The 15,286-nt window shown below is 42.0% G+C and carries 18 protein-coding genes; all 18 read left to right on the plus strand.

Annotated elements, in window-relative coordinates; all coding sequences use genetic code 11:
- The first annotated feature begins 68 nt into the window (after positions 1 to 68).
- The 18 genes from KFO40_RS07080 (at position 69) to KFO40_RS07165 (ending at position 15,273) form a co-directional block, all read left to right on the plus strand.
- Complete coding sequence (locus KFO40_RS07080) at positions 69 to 653, plus strand: hypothetical protein (protein ID WP_055229407.1); 585 nt, start codon at positions 69 to 71, stop codon at positions 651 to 653.
- 53 nt (positions 654 to 706) lie between these two features.
- On the plus strand, positions 707 to 2,212 hold the full coding sequence (locus KFO40_RS07085) for a lipopolysaccharide biosynthesis protein (protein WP_055229406.1): 1,506 nt from the start codon (positions 707 to 709) through the stop codon (positions 2,210 to 2,212).
- A gap of 2 nt (positions 2,213 to 2,214) precedes the next feature.
- Entirely contained in the window at positions 2,215 to 3,363 is a 1,149-nt protein-coding gene (locus tag KFO40_RS07090) for a hypothetical protein (protein ID WP_055229405.1), read from the plus strand.
- 127 nt (positions 3,364 to 3,490) lie between these two features.
- Complete coding sequence (locus KFO40_RS07095; RefSeq protein ID WP_130042168.1) at positions 3,491 to 4,621, plus strand: hypothetical protein; 1,131 nt, start codon at positions 3,491 to 3,493, stop codon at positions 4,619 to 4,621.
- Positions 4,622 to 4,737: 116 nt separating this feature from the next.
- Positions 4,738 to 5,568, plus strand: coding sequence for a hypothetical protein (locus tag KFO40_RS07100; RefSeq protein ID WP_130042169.1), 831 nt, complete (start codon positions 4,738 to 4,740; stop codon positions 5,566 to 5,568).
- 5 nt (positions 5,569 to 5,573) lie between these two features.
- A complete protein-coding gene (locus tag KFO40_RS07105) occupies positions 5,574 to 6,431 on the plus strand; it encodes an ATP-grasp fold amidoligase family protein (protein WP_055229402.1) in 858 nt (285 codons plus the stop codon).
- A gap of 567 nt (positions 6,432 to 6,998) precedes the next feature.
- Positions 6,999 to 7,352, plus strand: coding sequence for a sugar-transfer associated ATP-grasp domain-containing protein (locus tag KFO40_RS07110; protein WP_055229401.1), 354 nt, complete (start codon positions 6,999 to 7,001; stop codon positions 7,350 to 7,352).
- A gap of 125 nt (positions 7,353 to 7,477) precedes the next feature.
- On the plus strand, positions 7,478 to 8,587 hold the full coding sequence (locus KFO40_RS07115) for a glycosyltransferase (protein WP_055229400.1): 1,110 nt from the start codon (positions 7,478 to 7,480) through the stop codon (positions 8,585 to 8,587).
- Entirely contained in the window at positions 8,587 to 9,198 is a 612-nt protein-coding gene (locus KFO40_RS07120) for a CatB-related O-acetyltransferase (protein ID WP_055229399.1), read from the plus strand. Before KFO40_RS07115 ends, KFO40_RS07120 begins: the two co-directional genes overlap by 1 nt.
- A 91-nt stretch (positions 9,199 to 9,289) precedes the next feature.
- Positions 9,290 to 10,573: a glycosyltransferase family 4 protein gene (locus tag KFO40_RS07125; RefSeq protein WP_055229398.1), complete on the plus strand. Its 1,284-nt coding sequence runs from the start codon at positions 9,290 to 9,292 to the stop codon at positions 10,571 to 10,573.
- Positions 10,574 to 10,622: 49 nt separating this feature from the next.
- Positions 10,623 to 11,654 carry a WD40/YVTN/BNR-like repeat-containing protein gene (locus KFO40_RS07130; protein WP_055229397.1) on the plus strand — a complete coding sequence of 344 codons (1,032 nt, stop codon included), beginning with the start codon at positions 10,623 to 10,625 and terminating at the stop codon, positions 11,652 to 11,654.
- A gap of 95 nt (positions 11,655 to 11,749) precedes the next feature.
- Positions 11,750 to 12,811, plus strand: a complete 1,062-nt coding sequence (locus KFO40_RS07135; protein WP_211146219.1) for an ATP-grasp domain-containing protein — start codon at positions 11,750 to 11,752, stop codon at positions 12,809 to 12,811.
- An 89-nt stretch (positions 12,812 to 12,900) separates the two neighbouring features.
- Positions 12,901 to 13,053 (plus strand): hypothetical protein, encoded by a 153-nt coding sequence (locus KFO40_RS07140; protein ID WP_153882649.1) that lies wholly within the window; start codon positions 12,901 to 12,903, stop codon positions 13,051 to 13,053.
- Complete coding sequence (locus KFO40_RS07145; RefSeq protein WP_117977909.1) at positions 13,053 to 13,193, plus strand: hypothetical protein; 141 nt, start codon at positions 13,053 to 13,055, stop codon at positions 13,191 to 13,193. The genes KFO40_RS07140 and KFO40_RS07145 overlap by 1 nt, the downstream gene beginning before the upstream one ends.
- Before the next feature lie 331 nt (positions 13,194 to 13,524).
- On the plus strand, positions 13,525 to 13,686 hold the full coding sequence (locus tag KFO40_RS07150; protein ID WP_153882650.1) for a hypothetical protein: 162 nt from the start codon (positions 13,525 to 13,527) through the stop codon (positions 13,684 to 13,686).
- A gap of 92 nt (positions 13,687 to 13,778) precedes the next feature.
- Positions 13,779 to 13,916: a hypothetical protein gene (locus KFO40_RS07155; protein ID WP_153882651.1), complete on the plus strand. Its 138-nt coding sequence runs from the start codon at positions 13,779 to 13,781 to the stop codon at positions 13,914 to 13,916.
- Positions 13,917 to 13,938: 22 nt separating this feature from the next.
- Entirely contained in the window at positions 13,939 to 14,592 is a 654-nt protein-coding gene (locus tag KFO40_RS07160) for a sugar transferase (RefSeq protein ID WP_055229395.1), read from the plus strand.
- Between the two features lie 3 nt (positions 14,593 to 14,595).
- Positions 14,596 to 15,273: a PIG-L deacetylase family protein gene (locus KFO40_RS07165; RefSeq protein WP_055229394.1), complete on the plus strand. Its 678-nt coding sequence runs from the start codon at positions 14,596 to 14,598 to the stop codon at positions 15,271 to 15,273.
- The last annotated feature ends 13 nt before the right edge of the window (positions 15,274 to 15,286 follow it).

Genomic DNA, 15,286 nt, shown 5'->3' on the forward strand with positions numbered 1-15,286 from the left:
TTGATTGATTAATTTCATCTTCATTTGAAAATGTATTGTTTTTAATTAGGAGTAAATTCGCTGGGTTCATGAGCAAAGAAAACATGCAACAAGAATATGATATTAATCCAAAGTATTATTATGACGTTCAAAGTAAACTTCATTTTTACCATGACTTTTCGTGCCATATTCCCTTTGAAGACCAGTTTGACAGTGTTCAAAACAAATATATTAGAAGGATAGAATGCCTGTATAAGTGTCTGAGTGATGCCAGTCTTTTTGTTAGATATATAGAGGATGAAAACGAGTTGGACTATGTTTGCAGAAGAATAGATTTTATAAACGACTTTTTCCGTTCATTCGACTCAAATAACGCAATTATATTCTTCGTAAATGAGGATATTGCCAAAAGTAATCAAATTTCAAATCAATTCATAATAGTACCAAACAGAGGAAGTAAGACAATACATCATTTTTTATCATCAATTCCTTCGGCAGAAGAATTCTTTATTAAGAGTCTTAATCCTTTCCATAGCCAAAGACTATCTGCATTAGCTAGATACAAAAAGAAAAAACTATTAAAGAGAATCAGTAGATTCATGATTAGATTTGAGGCTCGTAAGCCAATATATAAACATTACAACTTGTATCAAAACAGAATACAGGCCAGATAGAAGGGAAGTATTAATACAATTTATTATACTTCAGTTTTGAAATATTATCCATAATGGAAGAAAGTAGAGGGTCACGAATAGCAAAGAATACAATGTTCTTGTATGGACGAATGTTGCTATCAATGATAGTAACGTTATATACGTCAAGAGTGGTGCTTAACACACTTGGCGCGAGTGACTTTGGTATTTATAACGTAGTCACAGGATTTGTTGTGTCTTTTGGTTTCCTGAATAGTGCAATGCACACCTCGGTTCAGCGTTTTCTGACCGTTGAGATGAAGGAGAACAATCATGAGAGACTCAACCAGATATTCAGTATGGGTGTTACTATCCACCTCATCCTCGCTTTGGCTATGGTGATAATCGCAGAACCTATCGGATTGTATTTTGTGCAAACCAAGTTGGTTATTCCACTTGAGCGCATGGAGGCTGCATTGTGGATTTTTCATCTGTCTGTCATTGTTTTATTCTTCGGAATTATGAACGTTCCCTATAAGGCCTTGATTATTGCGAGGGAGAATATGGGAGCATTTGCAGCAATAAGTCTGATCGAAGTGTTTGCAAAGCTTGCTATTGCCATTGCTTTGGTTTATAGTATTTTGGACAAGCTCATTCTCTATGGTGTCTTGCTGATGATTGTAGCTGTTACAATCCAACTGTTCTATATGTGGTATTGTATATCGCATTATGAAGAAGGAAAGTATAAGCGATTTTGGAACAAAAAATTGTTTGGGGAAATGAGCTGCTTTGCGGGCTGGAACCTAATAGGTGTTTTTGCTGGCATTGTCTATAATCAAGGTGTAAATATCGTTCTTAATATTTTTGGTGGTCCGATAGTAAATGCGGCAAGAGCTATTGCCTTCCAAGTGAGTGGCGCTGCAAACCAATTGGTTACAAACTTTCAGTTGGCTACCAATCCACCAATCATGAAGGCATACGCAACAGGAGATAAGTCTGTATTCAGACTTCTGTCATCATCGTCCAAGCTTTCATACATATTGCTTCTATTCATTGTGATTCCTTTTTTGCTGGAATGTTCTTATGTGTTGAAACTCTGGTTGAAAGAAGTACCGGAATATTCTATTATGTTTGTGAGATTGGCTATGATTGATATCTTAGTCTGCTCATTGGCAGGACCACTTCATACGCTGATGCAGGCTACTGGGTCTATCAGAAAGTATCAGATAATTGTAAGTGGAGTCTTATTGATGAATCTCCCACTTTCATATCTTATGTTAAAAATAGGTATGAGCTTTGACTCTACATTTTATGTATCAATATCACTCTCTTCGATAGCATTGGTTATACGCTATTGCCTTTTGCGATCATACGTAGAATATAGCGTCAAAGAACTTGTATTGGATTTCACAATCCCAATTGTCATCTTGACGATAGTAAGCAATATTGTTCCTTTAGTTATTTACAATTATATGGAACAAGGACTATTTAGACTTCTTATCGTTTGTGTAACATCATGGACTTCTATCGCACTTGTATCTTGGATTTGTGTCTTAGATAAAAATGAGAAATCCCTTCTATTACGAATAATTAAAAGGTAAAAATGAAGATAGCTATTATTGCAGATAATCTGGGTAATAATGCGCCAGGATTAGTGTTTAGAAACATTCTGACAGGTCTGTCTAAAAAGATAGAGTTTGACATTATTACTTCTACTTTAGATTATCGGGCACCAAAGGAACATAGAGGAAGCGTTAACTATGTACCGCAGAAGAGAATTCCATCATGGAGGCTAAGAACATTTTTGTTTAATATATTTGGCTTCTATCATACACAGAAGAAGTGGGCAAAGGATATCCAAGGTATATTGAACTCCAAAGCGTATGACGTTGTTGTAAGCCTCATGTCGTCCGCTTTCTATGCATCCGTTATGGCTGCTGATATATTTGTATCTCATAGGAAAGTGAAGCATATCTGCTATTGTGTAGATGCAGTTCCAGCACCTTTCCCATGGGAAAAAGAGGGAATGTACACTTCTGCCATGAAACGTTGTGTGAGGAAGTATATGCAAAAGGTGAATGTCCTGTGCATGACCAACCAAGAAATGCTGACCTACGAGTTAGGGATTATCGGTAATCCCAATATAAAATCTGTGGTTCTGCCAAATCCATCAAAAGAGACATCGCTTCAAAAATTACCAATTGAAGATATTACACCTTCATTTGTCTATGCTGGTAAGATGTATGGTGTGCGAAATCCAGATGCCCTACTTGATGGATTTAAGCTTTTCCTTAAGAATCATCCTTTAGCAAAGATGATTTTTGTAGGTTCGGGTAATTTGGATACATACATCAAAGAACATTATGCAGACTTATTGGATAGTATTGAATTTATCTCATATACAACGGATCTTGCCCAGATATATAAAAAGTGCGTTGCGTTGATTGATGTAAATGCAAACTTTGACAATGATGTTTTTTTGTCAAGTAAAGTCATTAGTTATCTGCCATACAATAGATTGATTATTTCAGAGTCTGGCAATGGAAGCCCTGTTCGTTCAATGTTTAAGACTTCACAAACTATATTGCATGTACATCATCGTGCAGAAGAATTTAATAACGCCATGGAGTCTTGCATAAATAACATTGGTTCAATAGATTATTCTGAAAGAGAGGAGTATCTAAAGCGGATGGATATAAATGCTGCTACAGATACATTCATTAATCAAATTTATGAAAATAATGAGAACTGAAAGTCTTATACTTAAGGTGTTATTGTGTTTTAATGTGTTTACACTTTTGATGTATATCATCACGCCATTAAGCATAAATTCTGGCTATCACTTTTTAAATATATTCTATATTGCTCTAAATATATTTATGATGAAGCTTGGATTCCAGAAAGGACAAAATAAGACGTGCTATTTAGAGTCTCAACCAAGTCTTCAGATTACTCCGAAGACTTTTAATATTGTGCTCATATTTTATTTATGTACGTTTACCATCAGATACGCCTATATGTTGTATCTGCCTCCTCTTGATTTCGGTGTACTGATCAATCGAATTGCGATTGGAGTTGCCGATCCGCATATGGGACGTACATTCATGCACGGAGGTAGAACCATCCCTTGGACTGTCTATTTTATCACTTCGGTTATTGATTCTATCTTCTTTATTTTCGCGCTGATTTGTTGGAAACAATTAAAGACAATAATAAAAATCCTTGTTGCTGTCCTTCTCGTATTTGAAGGCTTTTATTCAATGGGAACAGGAACTAACTTTGGTGTTATTATGCTCGTATCATGCGCTTGCTTAGCAATCATGATGCAGATACCTAATGAGACATTATCGACAGCGAAAATTACAAGACTCAGCATATTAGGCATATTTGCGCTTCTTTTTGTCGTTTCTATATTCTTCTACAATATGGAAGGTCGAAGTGGCGGTAGTTTTGAGGAACTTAAGGGAGGAGATTATCTAGCATTAGGATCTTCTGTTACTGTTGACACCAATGCATTTTTGGATATTCTTCCTTATAGATTTCAAATTTTGTTGCTTTATATCTTTAGCTACCTTACACAAGGCTATATGTTTTTGGAGAACATTTATTTGCTCGATTTCCATTGGGGAGGTTTTTTCGGCAATAATCCTGCTCTCCAGTCAATAGCTCAGGATTTCCTGTTCTTCAACCCTGAACTGGATAGTTATCAGATGCAGATGGAAAGGTTAGGAGTTGACTCATACGTTAATTGGCACTCATGTTATCTTTGGCTTGCAAATGACTTTACACTACTTTTCGTTCCTTTGGTTATATACTATATTGCCAAGTTTGCCAGTGTAGCTCTACGTATGTATAGGACAAGTCATGATTTAAGTTCTGGTATCGTATTCGTTGTTCTGGCTAATATGTTACTATTTTTGTTCGCGAACAATAACTACTTGTCATCAGTATTCTACTCTTTTATGTTTATTTTCCCATACTGGTACTTTAAAAAATATAAACAAATATAGCAATGGTAAATTATCTATATAAGTCGTACGCAATTTTCTGCAATAATAGCAATTTTTTAGAAAGGACTAAGATTAATTCTGTGTTCCGGCATATTATTCAGAGATTAACGAATATTATGGTTCCCTTTTGGTTTAACAGAACAGCAAATAATCCCCAATATAGAATAGACGCTACTCAGAAGACAGAAGGTCGAATTATTGCATCACTTACAACATTTCCTGCTCGTATTGATAATATATGGATTGTGATAGAGAGTATTCTGAGACAATCCCAAAAGCCGGATATGTTATTTCTATGGTTATCTAAAGAACAGTTTTCTTCAATTGACGTATTACCGAAACGATTACAAAATCTGCAAACTCGCGGACTTCAGATTCGATTGTGTGATGGCGATTTGCGCTCACATAAAAAGTATTATTATGTTTTAAGAGACTATCCGAATGATCATTTGATAACATTTGATGATGACTTGATTTATCCAACTAATACAATCTCTTCAATTATGGAGGCTGCTACAATGTATCCTGATTGCGTTGTAGGTAGGTATTCAAATCAAGTAGGAATAGACGACTCGGGGAATGTCCGATTTATTCGCAATAAAAATCGTGACGTCGCCTTTCAACCATCATGGTCAGTTTTCATTGGTAGCGGTGGAGGAACATTATTTCCTGCTGGCTTTTTGCCTGAAATTGCAAAGGACAAAGATACGTTTATGTCTATTTGTCGAACAGCAGATGATGTGTGGTTAAACTCTATGTGTCGCTATTCTGGCCACAGAATCGTTGCAATTATGAATAGGTGTCCATTGCTTGAGATTATCAATAAAAACAATTCAATTCTTGCTAGTATTAATTACGGAGAAGAAAACTATCGTCAGCAAATGGCAGTAAGAGAATATTGTATCGCCAATGGCAAAGACCCATTTGAACCTTTAATAGCAAAATAACTAATATGGAATCATTAAATAAGATTGTATCGAGAATAATTTCAAAATTCTTCCCAAGAATACATTTTTGTTTGGCATACTACCATCATCGTCATAAATGGCCGAATCTAACTTGTCCTAAAGATCTTTCTGAGTTGTGGATAAAGAGATTGTTGGATGGGCAAGTCAATCAGTACTATCAACTGGCAGATAAGTATTTGGTTCGCGAGTACGTGAAGAAGTGCGGGTATGCTGACACATTAACAAGCCTTGTGAACTGTTATTCTAAGGGAGATGAGTTAATCTATTCTGAATTACCCCAAAAATTTGCGCTCAAGGCTAATTGGGGGGCTGGTATGAATCTCATTTGTACGAAAAAATCTCAATATACAGAAAATGAACTGAGGAGCCAGATTGATAAATGGCTCGTATCTCCGAAGTTCGCTTTTTCAGAACGTCATTATAATCTGATTTCGAGAAAAGTTGTATGTGAGGAATTTATCGATGATGGTACCGGCGGATTCCCAATAGATTATAAGTTCATCTGCCTTAAAGGCGAAGTCAAGGCTATTCTTGTTTGCAATGATCGTGAATCTGGTCATGCTGATTATATTCCTTATGATGTCAACTGGAAGCCTTTGTTTGATTATTGCATTGCAAAGCATGATAAAAGCGAATTAGTAAGCAAGCCTGCCAATCTAACTCAAATGCTTGAATGTGCAAAAAAACTAGCATCTGGTATAGATATGGTTCGAGTAGATTTGTACTCTAACGGTAACAAAATTTGGTTTGGTGAAATGACTCTTACTCCTGATGGCTGTATCTTCCGCAGATGGACGCAAAAGGCCATCAATGAAATGGGAGAGTATTATAGAACACATTAATTCATAAATGTATGAAACAAAAGATTGCATAACTGATTAAGTCAAGCTACATCGAAAAAAAGTTATATTGGTATTATAGGTTAAACTGAATTTCAAAACTGGTATTTAAAAACTTTGGGGTTGTAGGGGACTTAGATGCTGAATTCAAGAAAATTAGAGCAGCCCACACATGTTTTGGCTAGTTCTATTTGCATCATTACGAATCTTTATTCGAGGTAGAACGCCGTTCATTCGTTTGTGAGGACGAACATGTCTATGTGGCAGATTTTATGAATACAGCAAATGTAAGAAGAATTCTCGGTGACAAGTGGGAAAACTATTAGGAGTTTGGAGAGTTTTTCGCTCGAAAAGCATGCTGCATTACCAATCCAATGGGGAATGGTGGACTCTATCCGGTTTGTTTGAGATCTCTGGCAGGCTGATAATAAAGCCTCTTGATGGTTCTTTTGGTAAGGGTATTCAAATCATAGAAAACACCTCTGACAAGGAGGGCTTAAAGCAAAGATTACAGACACTGAATATCTTAAAGGATTCATTGCAGAAGAGATTATCAAGTAAGACGAACGTATGGCTGTCTTGCATAAAGAATCAGTCAATACATTACGAATCCATACTATTTGTTTTGATGGAGATGTAACCGTATTCCATCCTTATATACGTATCGGCAGAGGAAAAAGTGTTGTAGATAATGCTGGAAGCGGTGGTGTATTTACCTCTTGTAATCCTGAAACAGGAGAAGTCTTGACAGTAGTCGATGAGTACGGGAACATTTATACCAATCGTCCTGACACCGGTTTCCCATTAATCGGCTTCATGGTACCTTACTGGAAAGAAGCTAACGAAACAGCAAAGAAACTGGCACTTCATAATACAGATATCCATTACGCAAGTTTGGACTTAGCCTTTACTGAAAACGGATGAGTATTGATAGATGGTAATCCTCGCGTACAATTCATTTTTCCAGATTTCAGAGCAAAAAGGATTCCGTTCTGAACTTCACGAGATATTAGAAAAATACGGAAAAGACTATAAGTCGAAATATTAATATGCAAAAACTTTGTGTAATATATAATACTGCTCCTCGCTATCGCGAGGCGGTATTTCGGGCAATCGACAAAGAGTATGATTGCGATTGGTACTTTGGTGAAACAAAGTCCGACATAAAGGAAATGGATACGTCGTTGTTGAAGAACGTGACGTATTACAAGACCTACGGTAATCCCCAGAAATGGTATTGGAAGCGAAACTATTTGTTTTTGCTTTTCAAGAGTGACTACAAGAACTATCTAATCCTGCCAGAGACCCGTTCTATGAGCGATTGGCTCTTTTTTGCATTGGCATACACTTTCTTTCCTAAGAAGCGCTTCTATTTGTGGACACACGGATGGTATGGCAAGGAAGGCGGCTTGGATGCAAAGATGAAGTTGTGGCTCTATCGCCATGCTTCAGGCACCTTCGTGTATGGTGATCGTGCAAAGCGTCTGCTCATTGAGCAAGGCATTTCCGAGGAGAAGCTCTTTGCTATCCATAACTCGCTGGATTACGATACCCAGAAGGCGCTTCGCGAGAGCATCCACCCTTCGGACATCTACAAGGATCACTTCCAAAATAATCTGCCTACTATTATCTTCATCGGTCGCCTGACCAAGGTGAAGAAGTTGGATATGTTGGTGGATGCGTTGGTTTGTCTCAGAAATAAGGATGAGAAGTACAATCTGGTGTTTGTGGGAGATGGTAGTGAGAGCGAAAGTCTAAAGTCTAAGGTCAAAGGTTTGGGGCTGGATAGTCAGGTGTGGTTCTATGGTGTATGCTATGACGAGAAGACCAATGCGGAACTCATCTACAATGCCGACCTGTGCGTGTCTCCTGGCAATGTGGGCTTGACGGCAATGCACTCTTTGGTTTTCGGTTGTCCCGTAATTACTCATAATTGCTTTGAGTGGCAGATGCCTGAATACGAAGCAATACAAGCGGGTGTAACCGGTGATTTCTTCACAATGGATGATACCGATGATTTGACAATGGTAATTAGCCGTTGGTTCGCAAGAAAAATGGATAGCCGAGAAGAGGTGCGTAAAGCTTGTTTCAACGAAATTGATTCCAACTGGAATCCATACTACCAGATGGATATAATCAAGAAAAATCTGAAGTTCTGATGACACTAAGTTATTTATATTCCAAGTTTTTCAAGAAGGTTCTTCGCGGAAAGTCTGTCTTGAACAGTCAGATTGACAAGACAGCTAAGATCTATTCCGGTACGGAGTTCTACGATTCCACAATAGGCCGTCATTCATACATTGGTTATGATAGTGAGGTTCATTCGTGCGATATAGGTTCTTTCTGTAGTATTGCCAATGGCTTTGTGGTAGGTGGAGCTAAGCATCCGTTGGATTGGGTAAGCAGCTCACCAATATTCTATAATGTAGGTGGCGGTACGGGTACTCATCTTGGCGATCTCGAGATCGAACCTCTCAAGCGTACAACTATTGGTCATGATGTTTGGATTGGCAATCGTGTGACCATCATGCAAGGTGTGACTATAGGAACAGGTGTTGCTATTGGTGCTGGAGCGATAGTAACTAAGGATGTACCACCGTATGCCGTTGTTGCTGGGTGTCCTGCTAAGGTGATAAAGTATCGTTTCGACGAAGAAACTATCCAAAAGTTGATGGTATCGGAGTGGTGGAATTTAGATGACGCAGTTCTAAAAGAAAAAGCAAGATTGGTATCAAATCCACAGGAATTTTTGAGAAGTTTTAGTAAGTAAGAATAAAGGAATGTCCGTCCGCACAAGTGATAGTGCAAACGATATGGTGTGATACCATCGGGCGGAACAAGGTTTATATTACCATTGTTTTATGAGAATACTTATTGTAACACAATATTATTACCCGGAACAGTTTCAGATCAATGAGATTGTTCCGGAACTGGTGAAGCGTGGGCACGAGGTAACTGTGCTTTGCGGTGTGCCTAACTACCCGAAGGGAGTTGTGTTCCCGGGGTATGAGACTGCTGAGAGCTTAGAACTTAGAGAAAGGGAGTACCTGGAGAAGACGGGCGTGAAGGTGGTGCATGTGGAGCAGGTGCCGAGGGGAAAGAATCCAGTACAATTGGTGAGGAACTACGTAAGTTTTGTGCGGAATTCGAAGAAATTGGTAGCTGATAGCTTAAAACTGAGAGTTGAGAGTGAGGCAGGTAAGTCTCAAAGCTCTAAACTATATACTATAAACTGTGACTACGACTTAGTCCTTGGTTACCAATTGAGTCCTATCACCTCGATGTATGCGGCTCTGGAGTACAAGAAGCTGACGGGTGTGCCGGTGGTATATTATACGCTGGATGTGTGGCCTGTGTCGGCTGAGGGTATGCTGAAGAGTAAGAGGAATCCGCTGATGTGGCCCATCAATAAGATGAGTCGTGAGCTGTATCAGGGGGCGGACCGGGTGCTGGTGACTTCGCGTCCGTTTATGGATTATCTGCATCGGGTGAATGGGATTGCTTTCGATAGAATGGCTTACCTTCCTCAACACGCTGATACTGGTATGCTTGGCATGGATATGAGCGCTGAGAATAATGGTGTGGCTGATTTTATGTTTGCCGGCAATATCGGTAAGGGACAGCGTGCGGATGTGATCATCAAGGCGGCGAAGGTGCTAGGTAAGCGTAAGGATTACCGTATCCACATGTTGGGTGACGGGCGTATGCGTGAGGAACTGGAGCAGATGGTGCGGGCTGAGGGGTTGGAGGAGAATGTAATCTTCTACGGCAACCAGAAGCGCGAAGATATGCCGAAGTTCTACAAGATGGCGGATGTGCTGCTGGTGACGCTCCGTGGTAACAACGAGGTGGGCGATACCATTCCAGGCAAGATGCAGATGTATATGACTACGGGCAAGACGATATTCGGTGCCATCAATGGTGGTGCGCAGGAGGTGATCCGCGAGTCGCGGTGCGGCAGTTGTGTGCCTGCAGGCGACTATGAGGGGCTGGCGAAGCTGATGCAGCTGTACATCGAGCATCCGCATGACTATGATCAGTGCGGGGAGAATGCACGTGAGTATTTCAAGGCTCACTTTACCTTGGAACATTATATGAACGGACTGGAGGCTGAGCTTCAGAAGGTGGTGGATTCTAAACGTTAATTGCCACCAATTGAACGTTGATTTTTGTTAATTGTTTCTTTGACAAGATATGATAGAGTTTAAGAAACTGATTGATGCCAAGGCGCTGTACCAAGAGCTGGATAAGATCTGGGTGGCGAAGGGGATGACGTTCTTCGCCATTGATTATAACGGGAAGCGGGTGAGCAGGAAGTATCGCATCGGGGGTTGGAAGGATCGTCTGATGAGTTGGCATCGACTACCTTCGCAGCTGTTGCGTGTGGGGATTCACCACTTGTTGCCGCTGAAGAATGGTAACCTGCTGGTGGTGGTGAAGCGGAAGCTGTATATCCTTTCGTCCGAGGGCAAGGTGCTAAACGCCTGGAGCGAGTTTAAGGGTAATAAGCCTGTGCACCAAGGGGTGTGCGTGACACCTGAGGGTACGATTTTCTTTGGCGAATATGTGCTGAACCCAAATCGCGATATGGTGGTGAAGTTGTGGCGTTCGGTGGACGATGGTATGTCGTTCGAGGTGGTGAAGACATTTGCTTCGGCGGAGATTCGTCATATCCACTTCATCAAGTGGGATGTCTACGAGAAGTGCCTTTGGATGGGCACTGGTGACTATGGCGAGGGTAACAGGGAGTGTTGCCTGTATCGTAGCGAGGACAATGGCGTGACGTGGTCGCTGATAGGCCAAGGCAGTCAGGATTGGCGTGCTATTGGTGTGTGCTTCACGGAGGATGCGTTGCTGTGGGGTACGGATGCGGGCAGTTGTTCGGACACTGTTCACTTCATCCGCATGGATAGGAAGACGCGCGAGATTGAGGTGGTGGCTGACTTTGAAGGGCCTTGCCACGGTTGCGCTTCGTATCGGGACGGAAGGGCGTTCTTCTCGACCGGTGTGGAAGGTGGCGAGAACGAGTTGGATCGTTTCAGCCGCATGAAGCTGTTGGTGGCTGGAAGGCCGGTGAACATATGGCAGCTGGAGAAGGACATGTGGCCGCTGATATTGCAATATGGTGTGATGCGCTTCCCGCTGGGCTCAGACCAGTGCGATAGGGTAGTGTTTACCACAATGGGACTGAAAGGACATGGTGAAACCGTAATGATAGAGAAATAATGAAAGATTACAATGACATAAAGGTGCTGCTTATAGAGGGCAGAGCAAGACAGGTGTTGCCTATGGCGAAATCGCTGCGTGCGTTGGGCTGTGAGGTGACTACATACAATGGCAGTAAGTTGGATCCGGGCTATGCGTCGAAGTATCCGCACAGGAAGTTGCTGGCGTACTGCAATGCGCACGATCCTGATGGTTCGTACAGGGCTATCCGCAAGGAACTGGAGGCTTATCATTATGACTTGGTGATTCCAATGAACGATGATGTGGCTATCATTCTGGCTCAGCATAAGGAGGACCTGAAGGGTCTGACTGTGATTGCGGTGGAGGACTGGGAGACTTTCCAGATGGCTTCGGACAAGCTGAAGACGATGCTGGTGTGTATGCAGCATGATCTGCCTTGCCCGCTGTCGTTTACTGACAAGCAGGACTATTTGGCGAACAAGGATAAGGTGAAGTTCCCTGTGGTAGTGAAGCCTCGTACGGGTTGTGCAGCTGTGGGCTTCCATGTGGCACAGGACGAGCAGGACCTGATCGGCTACTATGACAAGGCGGAACAGAAGTATGGCAAGATGTTGATACAGGAGTACATTCCCCAGGATGGATTGCAGTACAAGTGCGAGATGTTCATTGACCGCAATGGTGAGATGAAGGGCGTTTGTGTATTTGCCAAGGTGCGTTGGTACCCGATAGATGGCGGGAGCAGTACGCTGAACGAGACCATCGACCGTCCGGATATTGTGGCTGACTGTCAGAAGTTGCTGCAGGAGATTGGCTGGAGAGGCTATGCCGACATTGACCTGATAGAGGATACTCGCGATGGTAAGGCAAAGATCATGGAGATCAACCCTCGCATCACGGGTTCGGTGAAGATCTGCTTTGAGGCGGGTGTGAACTTCTCGCAGCTGATAGTGGATGACTCTCTGGGTAAGGAGGTGAAGCCGCAGTTTGAGGTGGCGCACAAGTATCTGCGCTACATGCACATGGATGTGCTGTGGTTCCTAAAGTCGCCTAACCGATTCAAGTGTAAGCCTTCGTGGTTCTCGTTCAAGAATACTACGGACCAGATATTCTCTTGGGCTGACCTGTGGGTGTTCTTTGCGTTCACGTTCCAAGGCTTTGCCAAACTAAGTAAGGATAAAAAGAAGAGGGAGGTTTGATGGAAGCGCTTTTCTTGGAACTGATACGAGTATCTATAGGTAAGGTAGTTTGTCTGTTACATACGCCTTCGGCTGAGGAATAGGAGGTTATGTATGCCATAGCTGAGAAGCAGGTATTAATAGGAGTTTGCTTTGATGGGATGCAGAAACTGAACAAGCAACGACAGTTGGTGAATCTACCCATCGAATTGAAGATGCATAGCTTGGAATTACCGCAACGATTCAGAAACAGAATGAACTGATGAATGAGCGATGCGGACAGGTGCAGACATTGTTTACGAAGCAGGGAGTGAGAAGCTGTATCTTTAAGGGACAGGCGAATCTTCCTTTTTATCCTTCTGAGTTATCTTCGCTTCGTCAGTCGGGCGACATCGACATCTGAATAGAGAATGGCAAGGAGCGTGTGATAGAGTTGGTGCGGAAACTGGCTCCAACGAAAGAGTTACGCGAGACGCATGCACATCTGGATGTGTTTGAGGATGTAGAGGTTGAGGCACATTATCGTCCTGAGTTGGTGTAGAACTTCGTAACCAACGTACGTCTGCAATGGTTCTTTGTCGAGATGGCTGAGGAGTGTTTTACACATAAAGAACGCATCCCAAACGAGGTTGGAAGGCACGAGATTGTGACCACTGCTTGAACTTTCAATACTGTTCATCAGTTGACACATATCTTCCAACATTTTTACGGAGGGCGTGGGACTGAGGCAGTGTATGGACTACTATATGCTGCTGCAAGCAGCAGGTGGTGAGAGTGATAAGAACGTAGAGAAAGTTAAGAAGGAGGTGACTTCTTTTAACACGACGTGCTTTGCTAAGGCGTTGATGTGGGTGTTGGGGGAGATGTTTGAAGGTAACGCTAACTGGATGCTGTGAGAACCCAATGAGAAGAATGCTCGTTTCCTTTTGAATGAGATTATTCAGAGTGGTAATTTCGGTTATAAAGATGAGCGGATAACTTTCGTAGGATGAATCCTTTGCAGAGTCTTGTCCGCATTACTCGAAAGAACTACTCCTACTCGCAATTCGCTTCTTTTGACTGGTTTTGGGGTTCGATGTGGCGTATCTGGCATTTCTGCGACCGTAAACTACATGGGTATGAATAATTTATGAAAACAATGTCTTGATATGATATATAAGTTCTTTAAGCGCCTGTTTGACGTGATTTGCGCCCTATTGGGCATTATAGGTACCAGCCCGATCTGGATTGTGAGCATCATCCTTACTGAGATTAGCGACCCAGGGCCGTTGTTCTACTTTGCCAATCGTGTGGGTAAGGACAACAAAAAGTTCAAGATGTGGAAGTTTCGCTCCATGCGTGTAGTTCGTGGAGCAAGTGAGGCGAGTCTTCGTCCAGAGCAGGATAGAATCTTCTGGTGGGGCAAGATTATGCGCCGACTGAAGATTGATGAACTACCTCAGCTCTTGAACATCCTTAACGGCACAATGTCAATTGTAGGCCCTCGTCCTGCAGCAGTTGATCAGATAGAGATTACTCGTGGTGGCGAGAATGCTATTGCTGCTACTGTACCTTGCGGACTGACCTCTCAGTCGAGCTTGTGGGATTATATCTATGGAGATCAGTTCACCGAAGAGGAAGAGTACAACGAAAAAGTGTTACCTATCCGTCTGAAACTAGATGTGTATTATGTGAAGCATGCGAGCTTTTGGTGGGACATTTGTCTGATTTGGTGGACGGTATTGTCTATTCTTTATACTACTTGCGGAAAATATCCACAGTGGTTGCATGATAAATTGGTTGAATATTCAAAAACTGTATAAGCGATGAAATACTTAATAGTTGTAGCGCATCCTGATGATGAAACATTGGGAGCAGGCGCAAGTATGTGGAAGTGGGCACATAACGGAGATACTGTGGATGTATGCATCATGTGTACTGAGGCTAAGGCTCGCGCGTTCCGACCTGAAGACAATGAGTTGGAGGATGATACTAATGTTTCTAACAAGTTCTTGGGTGTAAATAAGATTTATGAGGGTACTTTCCCAAATATTGAGATGAATACCGTGCCTCATTTGAAACTGGTGCAGTTCATTGAGGCTGCAATCAAGGAGAGTGAGCCTGATGTTATCATCACTCATCATCCTGCAGACACGAATAATGATCACTTGCAGACGTCGATGGCATGTCAGGAGGCAATCCGCCTGTTCCAGCGTAGGCCGGAGGTGAAGCGTGTGAAGGAGTTCTGGTACATGGAGGTGCCTTCGTGTACGGAGTGGAAAATCAATAACGCGATGGAGTCGTTCAACCCGAACTGCTATGTGGAGGTGGGCAAGGAGGGCGTTGATGCGAAGATCAAAGCTCTCTCGATGTACCGTGGCGTGATGCGTCCATATCCGCACCCTCGTTCTGCTGACTATATTACCGGTCTTGCTGCTATGCGAGGAGGCCAATGGAGGCAAATGTACTCAGAGGCATTTGAAGTGGTGCTTCGAGCATATTGATTTATAATAAATT

This window comes from Bacteroides sp. 1001302B_160321_D4 (genome assembly GCF_015667765.1).
GTDB classification, from domain to species: Bacteria; Bacteroidota; Bacteroidia; order Bacteroidales; family Bacteroidaceae; genus Bacteroides; species Bacteroides xylanisolvens.